Origin of the sequence: Novosphingobium sp. SG919 (genome assembly GCF_012932495.1) — a bacterium.
Taxonomy (GTDB): Bacteria; Pseudomonadota; Alphaproteobacteria; order Sphingomonadales; family Sphingomonadaceae; genus Novosphingobium; species Novosphingobium rhizosphaerae.
This window is the reverse complement of the sequence record NZ_JABCNG010000005.1, coordinates 274,931-294,250: the sequence shown is the minus strand read 5'-3', so window position 1 is coordinate 294,250 and position 19,320 is coordinate 274,931. Positions and strand designations below refer to the sequence as shown.

The following is a 19,320-nucleotide window of genomic DNA, read 5'->3' as shown; positions in this document are numbered from 1 at the left end:
CCATGTCGGGGCACAGATCCCAGCCGGGCAAGGGCACCAAGCCGATGCGCATCGTCATTCTGGGCGCGTTTTCCGCGCTCTATTTCCTGTTGATGGCCTCCACGTTCAATTCGCTGGGCCAGGTCCTGCCGATGATCGTGGCCGATCTCCATTTCACCTGGGCCCAGGCGGGGATGGGCTTTACCGTGCTGGGCATCGCCTGCGGGGCAGCCTCGATGCTGCCCGCCGCGGTGATCCGGCGCCATGGCGTGGCGGTGACGCTGCTGATCGGCATGGCACAACTGATCGCCGGGTTTGCCGCGCTGGCCTGGATGCAGGGCGTGGCGATGTATTTGCTCGCCACGCTGCTGCTGGGGCTGGGCTTCTGTTTTTGCGGGTCGATTGCCGCTGTCGATGCCATCGGCAATGCCTTTGACGGCAAGCGATCGACCGCGATCGGCCTCTATTTCACGGCCGGCAACGTCGGCGCCGTGGCCGGGCCGCTGACATTCTTTGCGATCCATTCGGCCACCGGCAGTTGGCGGCTCTATTGGCTGTGCTGCGCCGCTGGCGCGCTGGTGCTGGGCCTGTTCGCGGCGGCGGTGTGCAGGAGTTACGAACGCCGCGTGGGCGTGGTGCATGGCCCGGCAGACGAAGCCGCGCCACCGCCACAGGGCTGGACCGCCCGGGCCGCGCTGGCCTCATGGCAGTTCTGGATCGTGGTTCTGGCCTATACCGCGTGCCTGTTGATCAACACCACGGTGCACAGCTTTGCCTATCAGCACATGCTGGAACATGCCGTGGCGCCCGGCGTCGCCACGGGCTTCATTTCCGCGGCGGCCTTCGTGGCGGCGGTGGCGGCGGCGCTTGCCGGCTTTGCCGGGCAGCGGGTGGATGCGCGCGCGCTGACGGTGGTCGCACTGGTGGGATCGGCCTTTTCCTCGCTGGCGCTGATCCTGCCGCTTGGCTCCATGGCACTGGGCTTTTTTGCGGTCACGTTCGGCATCGGCATCGGTGTTTCCACCGTGGGTACGGCCTTGCTGCTGCGCGGCTGGTTCGGTGGGCGCGCGGCGCTGGAACTCTATTCGATCATGACCGTGGTTTCCACCTCGGCCGCGATCGGCCCCAGCATCGGCGGGCACCTGCACGATACCATGGGCAGCTTCGTGCCCAACTTTGCCGGCCAGGCGGTCATCGGCCTGGCCGTGGCTGTGGTGGTGGCCCTGGCCCGGCGTCCAGTGACGCGCGCCGAGAGCAAGGAAGAAGCTGTGCTGGCCTGATCAGGCCCCGTGCTCGATGATCGTTTCCATCGCCACATAGGTCGATGTGCTGGCCACATTGGGCAGGCTGGAAATCCGCTCGCCCAGCACCCGGCGATAGGCCAGGATATCGGCCGTGCGGATTTTCAGCAGGTAGTCGAAATTGCTGGCGATCATGTGGCATTCCTCCACTTCCTCCACCTGGAGGACGGCGCGGCGGAATGCATCGAGCGCCTTTTCGCGCGTGTCCGACAGCTTGACCTGGGTGAACGCGATATGCGCCAGGCCGAGTTTTTGCGGATCGACCACGGCGCGAAAGCCGCGGATCACGCCATCGGCGATCAGGCGCTTGAGCCGCGCCTGGCACGGCGTCTTGCTCAATCCCACGCGGCGGGCCAATTCGTTGATGCTCAGCCGCCCGTCGACACGCAGTTCTTCGACGATCTTGAGGTCGATCCGGTCCAGCGCCGCCTGGTCCATCGTCAGGGCCGGGTGGAACCGCGCACGACAAGGCGCACCGGCACGCGCCGCGCCGTGGCTGCCTCGCCCGAGATCATCGCGAGCAGGCGATCGACCAGCAACGACCCGGCCACTTCGAAATCGGATTCCACCGTGGTCAGCGGCGGGGTGGACCAGGCGCCGGCGCGCACGCCGTCAAAGCCGACCACGCCGATCTGGTCGGGCACCACCAGCCCGCGCGCACCGAATTCCTTGAGCGCACCCAGCGCGATCTCGTCGCTGACGCCGAAGATCGCGTCGAACGGGCGGCCACTGTCGATCAGCGCCACGGCGGCGCGGCGGCCCTGTTCCTCGCGCGGCAGGCCGCGCTCGATGCGCTGGAGCACGGGTTCAAGTCCCGCGCTTTCCATCGCGGCGGCATAGCCGTCATAGCGTTCCTTGAATTGCCGCTGGGGCGAGGTTTCCGATCCCAGGCACACGATGTTGCGATAGCCGCGCACCAGCATGTGCCGTGTGGCGAGCGTGGCGCCGGCGTGGTTGTCGCTGCGCACCCAGGGGAAATCATCCTGCGTCGCGCCCCAGCACACCCAGTGGCTGCCTTGGGGCAGGCTGCCGAAATAGTCCCAGGCGGCGGTGTTCTCGCTGGTGCCGATCACGATCATGCCGTCGGCCTTGCGGCGTTCCTGGTAATGGCCCCAGAAGTTCTCCGGGCTGTCCTGGAATGCCACCAGGACTTCAAAGCCGCGCGCCGAGGCGGCGGCGCAGGTGCTGCCGAGCAGGGCATAATAGAACGGGTTCAGGTCCTTGCGATCCTGCCCCGGCCGGCAGACCATGACCACGGCAAGCGTGCCGGTCTTGCCCCGGCGCAGGCGCGCGGCGTTCTCGTCTACTTGGTAGTTCAGCTTGCGTGCGGCTTCCATCACGCGCTGGCGCGTGGGTGCGCTGATCGACGGGTCGCCGGCCAGGGCGCGGCTGACGGTGGACTGGCTCACCCCCGCTGCCTCGGCAACGTCGAAACTGGTTACGCGGGAAAGGCGCTTTTCGGCCATGGATCAGGGTCTCTTTCGCGCAGAAGCCGTCAGCGGAAGCTGTCCTTGGCCGCGCGCAGGGCGGCAAAGGTGGCCACGGCATCGCCGCCGCCCCAGCGGGATTGCAGCGCCGGATCATCGGCGCGCAGGAAAGGGTTGGTTGCCAGTTCGCGCACCAGCGGGCTGGGCACGGTCGGCAGATCCTGGGCGCGGCGCGCCGTCACTTCGCCGGCATAGGCAGCCAGCGCGGCGTTGTCCGGATCGGCATGCAGGGCAAAGCGCGCGTTGCTGGCGGTATATTCGTGCGCACAATAGACCAGCGTTTCGGGCGGCAGCGCTTTCAGCCGGGAAAGGCTGGTCCAGAACTGTACGGGCGTGCCTTCGAACATGCGGCCGCAGCCCAGCGCAAACAGGGCATCGCCCACAAAGGCGGCGCCGGCATCGGGCAGATGATAGGCCACGTGGCCCAGCGTGTGGCCGCCCACGGCCAGAACCTGTGCCACATGCTCGCCCAGGGGCACGGTGTCGCCTTGATCGACGGTGCGATCGACGCCGGCAATCTTGGCTGCGTCGCCAGCAGGCGCGGTAATCGTGCACCCGGTGGCGTCCTTGATCGCCGCGTTGCCGCCGGCATGATCGGCATGCCAGTGCGTGTTCCAGATCTGGGTGATGCGCCAGCCGCGCGCGGCGGCCTCGTCCAGATAGCGTGTCGCATCGGGCGTATCGATGCACACGGTTTCGCCGCTGGCGCCATCATGCACGAGATAGCCATAGTTGTCCGCCAGGCAGGGAAACTGGTGTATCTCGATCATTGCCCTCGCTCCTGGCCCACGCTCAGCGCCCCTCATAGCGCAAATGCTGCAAAGCAAAAGACGGCAAACGGCAGTTAACCGCCTTGCCTGCGCTGGCAACGCGGCAGATCAGGCGATTCGCGCCAGCCGGGCCACGTGGGCAAAGGCATCGCGCGCGCCGGCCACCGCGCTTGCTTCCTGCGCTGCATCCAGCGGTATGGCATCGAGCGCATCGGTAAACGCGCGCCACTGTGCTGCCGGCCCTCCGGCGGCAGGCGCCAGGTGCCGCGCGCCAAACGTGTCGGACAGGCCGATCCGCGCCACCAGCTTGCGCAGCACCGCCGCGCCCAGGTTCGATCCTTCAGCTACATAGAGCCAGCCCAGCGCAGGCGGCATGCCGGAAATGGCGGGCAGCGGGTCAGGCGCAGGCAGGGCAAGGCCAAGGTCGCCCATGTCCCGCTCGACCAGCGCCAGGCGCGCGCGTGCGGCAAGGCCTGGCAACAAGGCCTGCAACGCCGGATCGGCATGAAGCGGCGCAACCGCCCGATGGAACGCCAGCTGCATCGCCAGGAACTGCGCATAGCCTTCGCGGCTGGCAAAGCTTTCCCGTGCCATCAACGCTGCATCGAGCGCCGCATGCACGTCGCGCGTCGCTTCCCGCAGTCGCAGCGCGCGCGCGGGAATCGGCTGGTGCGTCGGCAAATGCGGGGCAGGGGTGACGCTCATCCCCGCGCTTTAGGCAGGTTATGGCGCCGCTGCCAAGGTTACAGTACCAACAGCGCCTGTGTCGCGGCATTCTCGGCTGCAAAATCGCTGAACGACTGCAGGACAATGTCTGTCACGGCAAGGGCGGCGTTGGGTGCCAGCGTGGCCAGCAGGATGGGAGCGTCCGCGCCGTTGGCGTCGGCATCGAAATAGAGATTGCCGCTTCCCCGGTCGTAGATCAGCACGTCGTTGCTATCGAGCGCGGCGGTGCCGACGCGGAAGGCATCGGCCGTCAACATGCCGGACAGTGAGGGATTGAGCAGCACGATCTTGTCGGTGCCAGAGACGAAATCGATGATCCGGTCGATGCCTGCTTCTGGAAACGGGCTGATCACGAACCTGTCGCTGCCCGCGCCGCCAGTCAGCGTATCGTTGCCCGATCCGCCGATCAGCTGGTCGGCGCCATTGCCGCCCAGCAAGGTGTCGTTGCCATCGCGGCCCAGCAGCACGTCGTTGCCGTCCCCGCCCGACAGGGTGTTGGCCGCTGCATTGCCGCCCATGACATTGTTGAGGGCATTGCCGGTAAGCGAGGTGGCTGCTTCACCGGTAAGCGCGCCCACTTCGATATTGGCGGCAAGGGTGATCGTGGCCGAGGAAAACACCCGATCGGTGCCGCCACTGGCCAGTTCGATCGCGCTGTCGCCGCTGCCATCGAAAATGAACGTGTCGTTGCCTGCCCCGCCGGTCATGACGTCGCTGCCGGTGCCGCCATCCAGCCGGTCGTTGCCGATGCCGCCATCCAGGCTGTCATTGCCTGCGCCGCCCAGCAGGGTATCGTTGCCCTCGCCGCCGTTCAGCGTGTCTAACCCGCGCCCGCCGTCCAGCGTGTCATCGCCACCCATGCCGTTCAGCACGTTGTTGGCGCCGTTTCCGGTCAGCACGTTGGCCAGGCTGTTGCCGGTGCCGTCGATCGCGGCCGTACCGGTGAGGGTGAGATTGTCGCTATCGGCCAGTGCGAAGCTGACGGAAGCCTGCACCGTGCCAGAGCCCGATACCGTATCGCCGGCATTGTCGACGATGAACGTGTTGAAGCCGCTGCCGCCGATCATGGTGTCGGCACCGGTGCCGCCGTCGAGCTTGTCGTCACCGTCGCCGCCCATCAGGCGATCACTTCCATCGCCGCCGTTCAACACGTCGGTGCCGATGCCACCGTCCAGCGTATCGTTATCCGCACCACCGTCGAGGCTATCGTCACCGTCGCCACCGACAAGGCTATCATCGCCATTGCCGCCCAGCAGCTTGTCCGCGGCTGCGCCACCATCGAGCGTATCGGCGCCGTCGCCGCCCACTAGGGTGTCGGCATTGGCGCCGCCCAGCAGCGTGTCGCTGCCCGTGCCGCCGTCCAGATAGTCGTTGCCATTGCCGCCTTCCAGCCGGTCATTGCCGGCAAGGCCCCGCAGCAGGTCGTCCCCGCTGGCTCCCGTCACGATGTTGTCCAGCCCGTTGCCGGTGAGGCGCAGCGTCCCGGCGCCGATTTCGGCGGCCAGGTTTTCCAGCGTTGCGCCCAGCGTGTAGTCGATCGTCGTGAGGACCGTGTCGATGCCTTGGTCCGCCAGTTCCACCACCGTGTCGTTCGCGGTGTTGACGTGATAGGTGTCGTTGCCCAGGCCGCCGACCATGCGGTCGATCCCGCCGCGGCCGTCGATGTCATTGTCCGCGCTGTTGCCGGTGATGGTTTCGTTGGCATCGCTGCCGATGGCGCGCCGCGCCGCAGAGCCTTCGGCCAGAATGAGTTTCTCGACATTGGAGGCACGCGCGAACGTGTAGTCGATCGACGTCACGATCGTGTCGGTGCCCGAACCTGCCTCTTCGATCACCTGATCGCCCAGGTTATCAACGTAATAGGTATCGTCACCGGCATAGCCGACCATCACGTCGGCCCCGGTCTTGCCGTCGAGGATGTTGTTCTTGGCTGTCCCCTCGATGCGGTTGTCCAAGCTGTTGCCATAGCCTTCGGCCGCGTCTCCCCGCAGATAGAGATTTTCCAGGTTTTCGCCCAGGGTGTACGACAGCGAGGCATAGACGCGGTCGTTGCCCTCGCCAGCCTTTTCGATGATCACCTGGCCGGTCGTCTCGATGACATAGAAATCGTCACCCAGGCCGCCGATCAGCGTATCGTGCCCGCCCTTGGCGATCAGCGTATCGTAGAAATCGCCCCCGGTCAGCACGTTGTCGAGCGCATTGCCGGTCAACGCGCCGCCATGCGTGGGCGCAGAGATCACGCCGTTTTCGATATTGTCGGGCAGGATATAGGTATAGGCGGTGGTATAGACCGTGTCGGTGCCTTCATCGGCGTTTTCGAAGATGCCATACTTGGTACCATCGTTCACCCCGTTGACATTGTAATAGACGTCGTCACCCTTTCCGCCATAGATCCTGCTGGCGTTGAAATAGGTGATCACGTTGTTCTTGTCGTTGCCGTAGATGGTCGTGTCGAATGTCGCGGTGGCGGTAATTGCGTCACCCAGCAGGTAGATGATTTCGACATTGGCAATCTTGCCCAATGACGCGGTGCTGTAGACCGTGTCCGTGCCACTGTTGTAGGTGTACTCTTCGACAACCGTGTCCCCGACGTTGTCGATATAGTAGATATCGTTGCCTTGCCCGCCGATCATCGTATCGGCCCCGCCTGCGCCATCGAGCACGTCGGCGCCGCTGCTGCCGGTCAGCACATTGGCCAGGGCATTGCCGGTGGCGCGGTGGCCGCCGGCATCCATCGTCAGATTCTCGAGAGTGTCGCCCAGGGTATAGTCGAAAGTGACGCGCACCGTGTCCACGCCGGCATCGGCGGTTTCCACGATCACGTCATCCAGCCCCTGGATCACATAGGTATCGTTGCCCAGGCCCCCGGTGAGCACATTGGCGGCGGCATTGCCGGTCAGCACGTTGTCCAGATCGTTGCCGGTGGCGTTGATCGCGGCGCTGCCGGTCAGCGTCACGTTTTCGATGTCGGCCCCGGCGGTCCACGAAAGGCTGGACTTGATCGTGTCGATCCCGCCGCCGGCGTTCTCGGTGACCTGGTCGCCCTTGTTGTCGATGACGAACGTATCGTTGCCCGCGCCACCGATCATGCGATCGGCGCCGCCCATGCCGTTGATAAGGTTATCCCCTGCATCGCCGATCAGCGTATCCGCATAGGCGGAACCATTGATGTTTTCGATGGCCGTCAGCGTATCGTTGCCATCGGCGCCGGTTGCCGTGCCAAGGCCAAGATCGACCGTGACCGCACCGCTGGCATGGACATAGGTGGCCGTATCCAGCCCCAGGCCGCCGTTCAGGCGATCGTTGCCCAGGCCGCCTTCCAGCGTGTCATTGCCGTAATTCAGCGTGACGGTGTCGACCCAGGTGCGCTTGCCCGTGGTGGTCCAGGCGCCATCGCCATAGAGCGTGTCGTTGCCATCGCCGCCGCGCAAAACGTCGTTGCGATAACCCCCCGCCAGGATATTGGCGCCCGCGTTGCCGGTCAGCACGTCGTCGCCATAGCCGCCTGCCAGATTTTCGATGCTGGTAAGCGTCATCGCGTTGGCTGCGGTGGAGGGAACGAGCGAGAACGTGGTGCCGTTCTTGCCGGTGGTCCATCCCTGGATGCCCACGACCAGCCAGTCCGAGCCGGCGCCGCCATCGAGCGTGAAAGGGCCGACGGGCACGGCAGGCGTGCTGGAACTGAGTACGATGATATCGTTGCCGGCGCCTCCGGCAATCAATCCACCCGTCATGATTGCTGTCGCCTGGAGCCAGTCGTTGCCCGCAGAGCCGCGCAAAGTGCCGACCGTGCCGGAAACGGCTACCCCTTCCACCTCGGACACGATGAAGTTTCCGAACACTCCAGTGGCTTGCGCCGTGGTAAGCGAGAGGTCGAGCGAAAAGGGCTGGGTTGCTGTGCCCAGGTTTGCCCAGAGCAGATCCGATCCCGTTCCGCCGATCCAGGTCTGGACCGTGCCGGCATAGGCAAAACCGGATTCCCAGGTGGCAAACAGCCAGTCGTCGCCGCTGCCGCCATCGACCAGGTCGTTGCCGGTCCCCGGATGCAAATAGTCATTGCCGCCGAGGCCGCGCAAGATGTCATCGCCAGCGCCGGCATCGATGTCGTCCGACCCGTCATAGAAATCCTTGGGCGCGGGATTGGTGCCGGTGATGGTATCGTTGCCGGCGGTGCCGTAGGTGGTGATCAAGTCCTGCCCCTGGGAATTCTTGCGTGACGGCGGCAGGATAGAGCGCGCCGGAAGACCGTCAAATCCTATGTTTCAAAAGTTTTCGCCGTTCTGGAGCGATTGCGACGGCCACGAAAAAGCCCGCCCGGCAGATGCCGAGCGGGCCTTTTCGTGTTGTCTCAGGCGGCGAGGGCGCCAGGCCCCCGCTCAAAACCCCTGAGGCTTGCGGGATCAGCCGCGCGCCTTGAGGGCTTCGCCCAGGATGTCGCCGAGCGAAGCGCCCGAGTCCGACGAACCGTACTGTTCCACGGCTTCCTTTTCTTCGGCCAGCTGACGGGCCTTGATCGAGAAGTTGGGCTTCTTGGAACGATCGAAGCCGGTGACCATGGCGTCGATCTTCTGGCCCACCTGGAAGCGGTCGGGACGCTGTTCGTCACGATCGCGGCCCAGGTCCGAACGCTTGATGAAGCCGGTCGCGCCGTCTTCGCCAGCCTGCACTTCGAGGCCGCCATCGCGGACTTCGAGGACAGTGACGGTGACGACTTCGCCACGACGCAGCGAGCCCGAGGTGGCAACGCCGCCAGCGGCCGGAGCGCCCTTTTCGAGCTGCTTCATGCCGAGCGAGATGCGCTCCTTGTCGACGTCCACGTCGAGGACCACGGCCTTGACCTGCTCACCCTTGCGGTGAAGGGCGAGGGCGTCTTCACCCGAGATGCCCCACGCGATGTCGGACATGTGGACCATGCCGTCCACGTCGCCATCCAGGCCGATGAACAGACCGAATTCGGTGGCGTTCTTGACTTCGCCTTCCACGATCGAGCCGACCGGGTGCTTTTCGGCGAAAGCTTCCCAGGGGTTCTGCTGCGCCTGCTTGAGGCCCAGGCTGATGCGGCGCTTGTCGCTGTCGACTTCCAGAACCATGACGTCGACTTCCTGGCTCGTCGAAACGATCTTGCCGGGGTGGACGTTCTTCTTGGTCCAGGACATTTCCGAAACGTGGACCAGGCCTTCGATGCCCGGTTCCAGCTCCACGAAGGCGCCGTATTCGGTGATGTTGGTGACGGTGCCGCGCAGCTTGGCGCCAACCGGGTACTTGGCGGCAACGCCATCCCACGGATCGCTTTCCAGCTGCTTCATGCCCAGCGAGATGCGCTGCGTGTCCTGGTTGATGCGGATGATCTGGACGCGCACGGTGTCGCCGATGGCGATCACTTCGCTCGGGTGGTTGACGCGCTTGTAGCTCATGTCGGTGACATGGAGCAGGCCGTCGATGCCGCCCAGGTCAACGAACGCACCGTAATCGGTGATGTTCTTGACGACGCCGTCGATGATCTGGCCTTCCTTGAGGTTCTGGATCAGGCCCGAACGCTGTTCGGCGCGGGTTTCTTCCAGAACGGCGCGGCGCGAAACCACGATGTTGCCACGGCGGCGATCCATCTTGAGGATCTGGAACGGCTGCGGCATGTCCATCAGCGGGGTCACGTCGCGCACCGGGCGGATATCGACCTGCGAACCGGGCAGGAAGGCCACGGCGCCGTCGAGATCGACGGTGAAGCCACCCTTCACGCGGCCGAAGATCACGCCTTCAACGCGCTTGCCTTCGCCGAATTCGGATTCGAGCTTGTCCCAGGCGGCTTCGCGGCGGGCGCGGTCGCGGCTGAGCATGGCTTCGCCTTCGGCGTTTTCCACGCGGTCGACGAACACTTCGACTTCGTCGCCGACCTTGAGGCCGTGCGGCTGGCCGGGGGCGGCGAATTCGCGGAGGGCCACGCGGCCTTCGCTCTTCAGGCCCACGTCGATGACGGCCTTGTCGTTTTCGATGGCGGTAACGGTGCCCTTGACGACGCGGCCTTCAAAGCCACCGGTGGCGCCAGCGCCAAGCGATTCGTCAAGCAGCGCGGCGAAATCGTCGCGCGTCGGGTTGGTAGACATGGAAAGTCTTCCTAGTATCGATGTTTCCGGCCAGGCGGTTGGGTCCGCCGGTCTTTTCTCCACCACCTGCCCCATGCAGGATGATGGGCCAAAAGGGCCGATCCGCCCGTGCGGGCCGGATGCCCGCGCAGGCATTCTTCCGGCAGGGCCGGCAGAACACCGCGCGCTTAGGCCTGCCCCTTGTGAAATGCAAGCAAAACCGCGTGTTTTGCAAACGCCCGCTTTGCGCAAGGTCAAGGTCCGGGGGGCGAAACGCGGCTAGCTGCGATGCATCAATTCCTGCCGACGGGAGATGCCGCGATGACTGCCACCCAAACCCCACCCACCCTGGCCGCCTTGGCCCGCGCGGCCACGGTCGTCACCCGCCATGGCGTGACGCTGAGCGTGCGCCAGGCCTTTGCCGAAGACGAAGACGCGCTGGCCGCGTTCTTTGATGCTGTGTTGCCCGAAGACCGGCGTTTCCGCTTCCTGGCGGCGGCGGGGCATCTCGATCACCAGCGTCTTTTGCCGCTGACGCGGGTGGACCACTGGCGCACCGAAAGCTTCCTCGCGTTCGACCAGGCGAGCGGCGACCTTGTCGCTTCGGGCATGCTGGCGTGCGACGCCGCGATGGACACCGGCGAAGTGGCGGTTTCGGTGCGCGGCGACTTTCGCGGGCAGGGCGTGGGCTGGGCCATGCTCGATCTGCTGGCCCATGAAGGCGAGCGCCGCGGACTGGACCGCGTGATCGCCATCGAGGACCGCGCCAACCAGGCCGCGATCGACCTGGAAAAGGACTATGGTTTCATCGCCCACGGGGTAGAGGGCGATCCGCACCTGGTCATGCTGGAAAAGAAGCTGGCGTGAGAGGGCTGGTCAGGGAAGGCTGGCCAGCACATCGCGCGCGAACGCCGAGAGGGTATCGTCGCGCGCACCCATGATCACGATCCGGTCACTGGGGCGGGCGAGGGCGACGAGCCTTTCGCCTGCCTCGCCGCGCTGGCCGACGTGCTCGGCCCGGCCACCTTGCCCGTTGATCAAGGCGACGATCCGTTCGGAACCCATCGTGCGATCCACCGTGCCGCCGAAATAGACCGGGTCGGTGAGGATAACCTGGTCATCCGGCCCGAGCCGGGTAGCCAGGACTTCGGCCAATTCCGCACCCATCTGGCGCAGCGGGCCATAGCCGTGCGGCTGGAACAGCGCGAGCACGCGGCCCGGATGCGCCTTGAGCGTGGCGAGCGTGGCGGCCACCTTTTCCGGGTTGTGGCCGAAATCGTCGATCACCGTCACGCCGCTGGCGCTGGTGCCGACGATATCGAACCGGCGAGCAAGCCCGGCATAGCCGGCAAGCGCTGCCACGGCCTCGGCCAAGGGCAGGCCGGCGGCACTGGCGGCGGCCAGCGCGGCCAGGGCATTGGCGAGGTTGTGGCGGCCCGGCACGGCGAGGGTGAGTGGATATTGCGCGCCATCGCGCCGGTCGATCACCGTGCCTGAAATGCCGGTGGGGCTTTCGGCCACGCTGCCGGGCACCACACCGATCGTGGCGCTTTCGGCAAAGCCGAAGGTGAGCGCCGCGTGGGCACGATGGCGCAGGCCCGTGCTTTCCGCGTCATCGGCGTTGATCACCGCCACGGCCGCCGCGGCCAGGAAATTGCCAAACAGATCGCGCAATTCTTCCAGGCTCTTGTGATCGAGGCTGACATTGTTGAGCACGGCGATCTGCGGGCGATAGAGCGCGATCGAACCGTCGCTTTCATCCACTTCCGAAACGAACAAGTCACCCTGGCCAACCCGCGCCGAGGCGAACGGCGCATCGGGCGTGGCGAAGTTCTTCATCACCGCGCCGTTCATGATCGTGGGATCGCGGCCGGTGGCGGTGAGGATCCAGCCGATCATGCCGGTGACGGTCGATTTGCCGCTGGTGCCGCCCACGGCAATGCCCACCGGTGCGGCGTTGAACAGGCGCGCGAGCAATTGCGCGCGGGTGAAGCGCGGACAGCCCAGGTCACGCGCGCGCACCACTTCGGGCACGGTGTCTTCCACCGCGGCGGAGGCAACCAGCGCCTGGTTGGCCGAGGTGATGCCGCTGCCATCCTGCGGGAACAGGGCAAAGCCCAGGCTTTCCAGCCAGGCGAACTTTTCCGGCGTACGGCCCTGGTCGCGGCTGCGATCCGACCCGGCCACTTGCGCGCCGGCGCCTTTCAGGATCAGCGCCAGGGGCAACATGCCCGATCCGCCGATGCCGCAAAAGAACCAGGGGTGGGCAACAAGCGCATCATCGGGCGCGGAAACGGTGTGGGCCATGGCGCCAAGGCACTACAGAAAATGGCCGCCGAGGCAAGATTGCTTGGGGCTGGCGATTGGGGGCTGGCGGTGGAAAGGGCTGGCCGGAGCGAATGCCAGGGTGGACGGCATCGTTCGGCCAGGCCCTTTCACCAGGACCGGGTCCGGGCCGGAAAATGGCGAGACCGGAGCCAGGCTCCCCGTGGAGAGCACAAGTTCGGCCAAGCCATCTTCGGCCCTTCGCCCGATTGCAAAGGCGCAAGGGGCGACAGCACCGGAGCGGCCCACGCTGCATGTCCAGCGTGCCCGTTCGGCCCTGTCATCCGCTCAACGCGGCAGGCCCGAAAACCTTTCCCGAAACGCGCGCCCTAAGTATTCGGGCAATATCTGCTTAACCAAGTGCGATGGACGAAGGCCCCGGCACGGCCTAACACAGCCGCTATGTTGCGCGTTGCCGTCTGTGCCCCGTCCACCCCGTTTGACCGCGACGATGCCGTGCGCGTGGCCGCCTTGGCGCAGGATCATCCCGGCGTGGAAATCGTCTTTCACGACCAGTGCTTTGCCCAGGAAGGGCATTTTGCCGGGCCGGATGCGCTGCGCCTGGCCGCTTTCGTGGAATGCGCCAGTGATCCCGGCTTTGACGCGGTGTGGTTTGCGCGCGGCGGCTATGGCGCGGGGCGGATTGCGCAGGATGCGCTCGGGCTGCTGGGACCAGCCGCGCGCGGGAAGGCCTATCTTGGCTATTCCGACGGCGGGGTGATGCTGGCGGCGCTGTATCGCGCGGGCATCGGCCGGCCGGTTCACGCGCCGATGCCGGTGGACGTGCGCCGCGAAGGCGGCGAGGCGGCGGTGCGGCGCACGCTCGCCTGGCTGGGCGGCGAGGTTTGCGGGTTGGAACCTTCGCTCGATGGCGCTGTGCCGGCCGTGGCGTTCAACCTCATGACCCTGGCGATGATCATGGGCACGCCGGTCATGCCCGATCTGGCCGGGCACGTGGTGATGGTGGAGGAAGTGAGCGAATACGACTATGCCGTCGATCGCCTGCTGTTCCACGTCACGGCGGGCCTAGCAGCCGGGAAGGCGGCCGGGCTGCGGCTTGGCCGGGTAACCCAGGTGCCTGAAAACGATAGGCCTTTTGGCATTTCCGTGGAAGAGATGGCGCGCCACTGGTGCGCGCGCGCCGGCCTGCCATACCTGGGCCGGGCCCAGATCGGGCACGACGCCGACAATCGCATCGTGCCGTTCGGGCTTGCAGGAACCCCGCAGGGTCAATAGGGCGCGCGCCAGTTTTCAGGAGGCTTTGAACAATGCGGGCATTCGTTTTTCCGGGGCAGGGCAGCCAGAAGGTGGGCATGGGCGCCGAACTCGCCGCCGCCAGTGCCGCCGCGCGCGAAGTGTTCGAGGAAGTGGACGACGCGGTCGGCCAGAAGCTGTTCCAGATCATGACGCAGGGCCCCGACGACGCGCTGACGCTGACCGAGAATGCCCAGCCGGCGATCATGGCTCATGCCATTGCCGTGCTGCGCGTGCTGGAAAGGGAAGGCGGCATTTCCCTGGCCGACAAGGCCGATTTCGTGGCCGGCCACAGCCTGGGCGAATATACCGCGCTTTGCGCTGCCGGGGCCTTTTCGCTGGCCGATACCGCGCGCCTGCTCAAGCTGCGCGGCCAATCGATGCAGGCCGCCGTGCCGGTGGGTGAAGGCGCGATGTGCGCGCTGCTGGGGGCCGATATCGACAAGGCGACGGCGCTGGCGGAAGCTGCGGCGCAAGGCCAGGTCTGCACCGTCGCCAATGACAACGATCCCACCCAGGTCGTGCTGTCGGGCCATCGCGAAGCGATCGAGCGCGCGGTGGCGCTGGTCAAGGAGCACGGCATCAAGCGCGGCGTGCTGCTGCCGGTTTCCGCGCCGTTCCACTGCCCACTGATGCAGCCCGCGGCCGATGCCATGGCCGATGCGCTGGCCGCCACGCCGCCCCAGGCTTTCCGCGTGCCGCTGTTCGCCAACGTGACCGCCGCGATCGTCACCGATCCGGCGCAAGTGCAGCAGTTGCTGGTGGAGCAGGTGACCGGCCGCGTGCGCTGGCGCGAAAGCGCGATCGCGATGAAGGAAGCGGGCGTCGAACGCTTCGTGGAACTGGGCGGCAAAGTCCTTGCCCCGATGATCACCCGCTCGGCCGGCGCAGACCTTTCCGTCACCAGCGTGATCACCATGGCCGATATCGAGGCCCTGGCGAAAGACCTCTGAAACCGCTTCTTCGTCCATCCCTTCATCACCCCGGACTTGATCCGGGGTCCCGCTTGGGTCCACCGTGCCCGCCACGTGGCGCAGGGCTCCGGATTCGATCCGGGGCGACGGTGAACAGGACCGGCGGCCAGCATATTGTGGAGCCAAGTTTATGGAAAACCGTCTTTTTGACCTGACCGGCATGACCGCCCTGGTGACCGGCGCGGCCGGTGGCATCGGTTCGGCGATCAGCCATGCGCTGGCCCGCCAGGGCGCGCGCCTGGCGCTTTCGGGCACCAACCCGGCCAAGCTGCGGGCGTTTCGCGAAGAACTGAACGACACTTATGGCCACGACCATGTCGAGGTGACCTGCGACCTGTCCAACGCCGAGCAGGTGGAACGCCTGGTTCCCGCCGCGCTCGACACGCTGGGCAAGATCGACATCCTGGTCAACAATGCCGGCATCACGCGTGACAACCTGGCGATGCGGATGAAGGACGAGGAATGGGATGCGGTGATCCGCGTCAACCTTGAAGCCGCGTTCCGCCTGATGCGCGCCGCCACCAAGCCGATGATGAAAGCACGCTTTGGCCGCATCATCTCGGTTACCAGCGTGGTGGGGGCGACGGGCAATCCGGGCCAGATCAACTATGCCGCTGCCAAGGCGGGCCTGGTGGGCATGTCCAAGAGCCTGGCGCAGGAACTGGCCAGCCGCAATGTGACGGTCAACTGCGTGGCGCCCGGCTTCATCCGCACCGCGATGACCGACGTGCTGCCCGATGCGCAGAAGGACGCGCTCAACGGCCGCATTCCCATGGGCCGCATGGGCGAAGGCCAGGACATCGGCGCGGCGGTGGCCTATCTGGCCAGCAAGGAAGCCGGCTACATGACCGGTCAGACGCTGCATGTGAACGGCGGCATGGCGATGTTCGCCTGATGCGAGCCGGGTGGATGATGGCGCTGGCCGCCGTGGCGCTGAGCGTGCCATGGCCGGCCGGCGCGCGCCCGCCCGAGACGCTGGCCTGCGGCGTGAAGGCCGCGCCCGAGGGGCTGGATATCCGCGTGGCCGATGCGATCCTGGTGCCCGGCACGCCCACTGCCAACGCCACCCAGGCCGATCTGCGCGCCATCACCGATGCTTGCGCCGCCGACCAGTTGCTCAACGACAAGCAGCGCGAGGCGTATTTCAGCTATACCTGGGGGCGCATGGGTCGCGACGCCCTTGACGGTCGGCTGGCGGCGCTGGGCATTCGTTCGGGCCTGATCGACCAGGCGCTCGATATCGGGCCGGGCAACACCAACAACCCGGCCGACAAGGTGACGCAGGGCGACTTGCGCATCGTGGGCGAGGCGCTGGACAAGGCCGGCAAGCCCCCGGCCAGCGTGACCGCGCAAGGGTGGGAATTGATCACCGGCTGGATCGTGGCCACCGCGCTGATGTTCGACGGGCAGCGCGATCTGGACTGAAACCACGATTTTTTCGAGTTTTCGGGCCATTTATGCACAGTTTCACGGGGGGCAGGCAAGGCGAGCCTTGCCCAAGGGGCACGCCACGCTAAGAAAGGTGGTCCGAAACGCAACGCTGCGGGCTGTGATTCCATGGCCTTTGTGCGTGCAGCCAACCCGGACGGCGCCTGTCCGTCCAGTCCGGCCTGGGTCAGATTCTGTCTGAACGGGCTGGGTAAACGAGACTGGGGATCGAGACGAGAATGAAGGCGACCATCGAACGCGCGACTCTTCTGCGCTGCCTGTCCCACGTCCAGTCGGTTGTCGAACGCCGCAACACCATTCCCATTCTCTCCAACGTGCTGATCGAGGCTTCGGCCAACAATTCGGTGCGCCTGATGGCGACCGACCTTGATCTGCAGATCGTCGAATCGATGCCGGCCGTTTCGGTGGAAGGCGCCGGTGCCATCACCGTTTCGGCCCACTTGCTGTTCGACATCGCGCGCAAGCTGCCCGATGGCTCGCAGGTCAGCCTGGAGACCAGCGACAACCGCATGATCGTGAAGGCCGGGCGCAGCCGCTTCCAGCTACCCACGCTGCCGCGCGACGATTTCCCGATGATCGTGGAAGGCGATCTGCCGACCAGCTTCGAAATTCCCGCGCGCACGCTGGCCGAACTGATCGACCGCACGCGCTTTGCCATCTCGACCGAGGAAACCCGGTATTACCTCAACGGGATCTTTTTCCACGTGGCCGACGACGTGCTCAAGGCTGCTGCCACCGACGGGCACCGCCTGGCGCGCTACACCCTGTCGCGCCCCGAGGGTGCCGAGGGCATGCCCGATGTGATCGTGCCGCGCAAATGCGTGGGCGAACTGCGCAAGCTGCTGGAAGAAGTGCTCGATACCAACGTGCTGCTTGATCTTTCGGCCAGCAAGGTGCGCTTTACCCTGGGCGGTGAGCACGGCGTGGTGCTGACCAGCAAGCTGATCGACGGCACGTTCCCCGATTACAGCCGGGTCATTCCCACCGCCAACGACAAGCTGCTCAAGCTTGATCCGCGCAGCTTCTACGAAGGCGTCGATCGCGTGGCGACGATCGCCACGGAAAAGACCCGCGCGGTGAAGATGGCGCTGGAAACCGACCGCGTGACGTTGTCCGTTACCAGCCCTGACAACGGCACCGCTGCCGAAGAACTGCCGGCAGACTATACCGCCCAAGGTTTCGAGATCGGCTTCAACGCCAATTACCTCAAGGACATCCTCAGCCAGATCGATGGCGACACGGTGGAATTGCACCTGGCCGATGCCGGCGCGCCCACGCTGATCCGCAAGGACGACAAGTCTCCCGCGCTCTATGTGCTGATGCCCATGCGGGTGTAACCGGCGCGGCGTGTTGCCGATGGAACGCGAATGGGGCGGGGTCGATGCGACTTCCGCCCCTTTTCGTTGGTGCGGCGCAGCAGGCACGGGATTGCGGATGATCCCCTAGTGGGTGTTTTCGCGCTATTGAACCAAAGCCGGTATCCCTTGGCCGTTCATACCGTCAAGGAAACCTCATGGCCCTCTCCCAGCAGGACGTCGATCAGAAGCTGGCATTCTTCAACATTTCTGCGGATGATGTGGCGCGCTTTGCCCAGATCGCCGGAGCGATGGACAGCCTCGCGCCGCCCGCGCTGGAGCGGCTTTACGATAGGATCGGAAGCACGCCCGACACTGCGCGATTCTTTTCATCGCGACAGGCGATGAGCCATGCGCGCGACAAGCAGATCGAGCATTGGCGCGGCATGTTCAGCGGCGCGCCGGGCACCAATCTGGCCGAACGCGCCCAGCGCATCGGCGATGTGCACGCCCGCATCGGCCTGGCGCCGGGCTGGTATATCGGGGCCTATGCCTCGGTGTTGGATGAAGTCATCGTGCGGTTCCTGGGGCGCGGGCTTGGCGCGATGGGGCGCAGCCGCGCCAAGGCCGTGGCCACGCTGGTGAAAATGGCGCTGATGGACATGGAATTGGCGCTGTCTGCCTATTTCGAGGCGGAAGATGCCAAGCGCCAGGCCGTCGTGGCGCAGGTGGGGCACACCGTGCGCAAGATGACCGAAGGCGATTTCACCGTGGCGCTATCGGGCCTGCCCGAAGCCTATGCCGCGCTGGAAAACGACCTGGAAACGATGCGCAAGAAGGTAAGCAGCGCGCTGGGCGAAGTGTCGCAAACCTCGCGCGCGGTCGATACCGGGGCCAAGGAAATCCGCGAAGCGTCAGACGATCTGGCCCGCCGCACCGAACAGCAGGCTGCCTCGCTGGAAGAGGCCTCGGCCTCGATCACCACGCTTGCCGGCACGGTGAGCACCACGGCGGAAGAGGCGACGCAACTCAATTCTGCCGTCCAGCAGGCCCATGGCGACGCGCGCCAGGGTGGCGGCGTGCTGGACGAAGCGGTCCAGGCGATGAACGACATCCACCGCTCTGCCGCGGAAATCGGCAAGATCATCGCGGTGATCGACGGCATCGCGTTCCAGACCAATCTTCTCGCCCTGAACGCCGGGGTCGAGGCGGCGCGCGCGGGTGACGCCGGGCGCGGCTTTGCCGTGGTGGCCAACGAAGTGCGCGCGCTTGCCCAGCGATCGGCCGAAGCCGCGCTCGATATCAAGAAGCTCATCGGCGAAAGCTCGGTCCAGGTGGAACGCGGCGTTACGCTGGTCGGGCAGACCGGGGAAACGTTCGAGCGCATCGTCAACCGTGTGGGGGCGATTGCCGACGTGGCGGCCAACATTGCCGAAGGCGCGCGGGCGCAGGCCGGCAATATCCGCCAGATCCAGGCCACGGTGAACGAACTGGACCTGATGACGCAACAGAACGCGGCGATGGTGGAGCAAGCGACCGCGGCATCGCGGAGCCTGGCGGGGGAGGCCGATCGCATGGCCGATCTCGTCGGGCATTTCCGGGTGGACGCATTGTCGGGGCATCAGGCGGCGGTGCGGCGGGCTGCCTGAAGCGGCCTGGGCACAGGCCCGCCCAGCGCAA

The 19,320-nt window shown here is 65.8% G+C and carries 15 protein-coding genes; 8 read left to right on the top strand and 7 right to left on the bottom strand.

What is annotated here, in order from left to right; all coding sequences use genetic code 11:
• Positions 1 to 2 precede the first annotated feature (2 nt).
• Positions 3 to 1,259: an MFS transporter gene (locus FHT19_RS19215; RefSeq protein ID WP_169476384.1), complete on the top strand. Its 1,257-nt coding sequence runs from the start codon at positions 3 to 5 to the stop codon at positions 1,257 to 1,259.
• Here the strand turns inward: FHT19_RS19215 and FHT19_RS19210 are convergent, their stop codons facing one another.
• From FHT19_RS19210 to rpsA, 6 genes are all read right to left on the bottom strand, one after another.
• Complete coding sequence (locus FHT19_RS19210) at positions 1,260 to 1,718, bottom strand: Lrp/AsnC ligand binding domain-containing protein (protein WP_168557618.1); 459 nt, start codon at positions 1,716 to 1,718, stop codon at positions 1,260 to 1,262. It abuts the gene before it with no gap.
• Between the two features lie 2 nt (positions 1,719 to 1,720).
• Positions 1,721 to 2,746 carry a LacI family DNA-binding transcriptional regulator gene (locus FHT19_RS19205; protein WP_168557619.1) on the bottom strand — a complete coding sequence of 342 codons (1,026 nt, stop codon included), beginning with the start codon at positions 2,744 to 2,746 and terminating at the stop codon, positions 1,721 to 1,723.
• 29 nt (positions 2,747 to 2,775) lie between these two features.
• Positions 2,776 to 3,537: a hydroxyacylglutathione hydrolase gene (gene gloB, locus FHT19_RS19200; RefSeq protein WP_169476383.1), complete on the bottom strand. Its 762-nt coding sequence runs from the start codon at positions 3,535 to 3,537 to the stop codon at positions 2,776 to 2,778.
• Positions 3,538 to 3,645: 108 nt separating this feature from the next.
• Positions 3,646 to 4,242 carry a biliverdin-producing heme oxygenase gene (locus FHT19_RS19195; RefSeq protein ID WP_169476382.1) on the bottom strand — a complete coding sequence of 199 codons (597 nt, stop codon included), beginning with the start codon at positions 4,240 to 4,242 and terminating at the stop codon, positions 3,646 to 3,648.
• Positions 4,243 to 4,280: 38 nt separating this feature from the next.
• Positions 4,281 to 8,453 carry a calcium-binding protein gene (locus tag FHT19_RS19190; protein WP_169476381.1) on the bottom strand — a complete coding sequence of 1,391 codons (4,173 nt, stop codon included), beginning with the start codon at positions 8,451 to 8,453 and terminating at the stop codon, positions 4,281 to 4,283.
• A gap of 210 nt (positions 8,454 to 8,663) precedes the next feature.
• Positions 8,664 to 10,364: a 30S ribosomal protein S1 gene (gene rpsA, locus FHT19_RS19185; protein WP_168557623.1), complete on the bottom strand. Its 1,701-nt coding sequence runs from the start codon at positions 10,362 to 10,364 to the stop codon at positions 8,664 to 8,666.
• Positions 10,365 to 10,664: 300 nt separating this feature from the next.
• Between rpsA and FHT19_RS19180 the strand changes: the two genes are divergently transcribed.
• Positions 10,665 to 11,210 carry a GNAT family N-acetyltransferase gene (locus tag FHT19_RS19180; protein WP_168557624.1) on the top strand — a complete coding sequence of 182 codons (546 nt, stop codon included), beginning with the start codon at positions 10,665 to 10,667 and terminating at the stop codon, positions 11,208 to 11,210.
• 9 nt (positions 11,211 to 11,219) lie between these two features.
• On the opposite strand, the gene FHT19_RS19175 is transcribed toward FHT19_RS19180, so the two are convergent.
• The gene (locus tag FHT19_RS19175) at positions 11,220 to 12,650 is read right to left on the bottom strand and encodes a Mur ligase family protein (protein ID WP_169476380.1); all 1,431 of its coding nucleotides are present in this window, start codon (positions 12,648 to 12,650) and stop codon (positions 11,220 to 11,222) included.
• 420 nt (positions 12,651 to 13,070) lie between these two features.
• Between FHT19_RS19175 and FHT19_RS19170 the strand changes: the two genes are divergently transcribed.
• The 6 genes from FHT19_RS19170 to FHT19_RS19145 all read left to right on the top strand — a co-directional run bounded on the left by FHT19_RS19170 (position 13,071) and on the right by FHT19_RS19145 (position 19,289).
• Positions 13,071 to 13,904, top strand: a complete 834-nt coding sequence (locus tag FHT19_RS19170) for an LD-carboxypeptidase (RefSeq protein WP_169476379.1) — start codon at positions 13,071 to 13,073, stop codon at positions 13,902 to 13,904.
• 32 nt (positions 13,905 to 13,936) lie between these two features.
• Entirely contained in the window at positions 13,937 to 14,875 is a 939-nt protein-coding gene (gene fabD, locus FHT19_RS19165) for an ACP S-malonyltransferase (RefSeq protein ID WP_169476378.1), read from the top strand.
• A 151-nt stretch (positions 14,876 to 15,026) separates the two neighbouring features.
• Complete coding sequence (gene fabG / locus FHT19_RS19160) at positions 15,027 to 15,791, top strand: 3-oxoacyl-[acyl-carrier-protein] reductase (RefSeq protein ID WP_168557628.1); 765 nt, start codon at positions 15,027 to 15,029, stop codon at positions 15,789 to 15,791.
• A complete protein-coding gene (locus tag FHT19_RS19155) occupies positions 15,791 to 16,321 on the top strand; it encodes a hypothetical protein (protein ID WP_246866304.1) in 531 nt (176 codons plus the stop codon). Before fabG ends, FHT19_RS19155 begins: the two co-directional genes overlap by 1 nt.
• Positions 16,322 to 16,563: 242 nt before the next feature.
• Positions 16,564 to 17,682 (top strand): DNA polymerase III subunit beta, encoded by a 1,119-nt coding sequence (gene dnaN / locus FHT19_RS19150; protein ID WP_168557629.1) that lies wholly within the window; start codon positions 16,564 to 16,566, stop codon positions 17,680 to 17,682.
• Between the two features lie 176 nt (positions 17,683 to 17,858).
• Positions 17,859 to 19,289, top strand: coding sequence for a globin-coupled sensor protein (locus FHT19_RS19145; protein ID WP_169476377.1), 1,431 nt, complete (start codon positions 17,859 to 17,861; stop codon positions 19,287 to 19,289).
• Positions 19,290 to 19,320 lie beyond the last annotated feature (31 nt).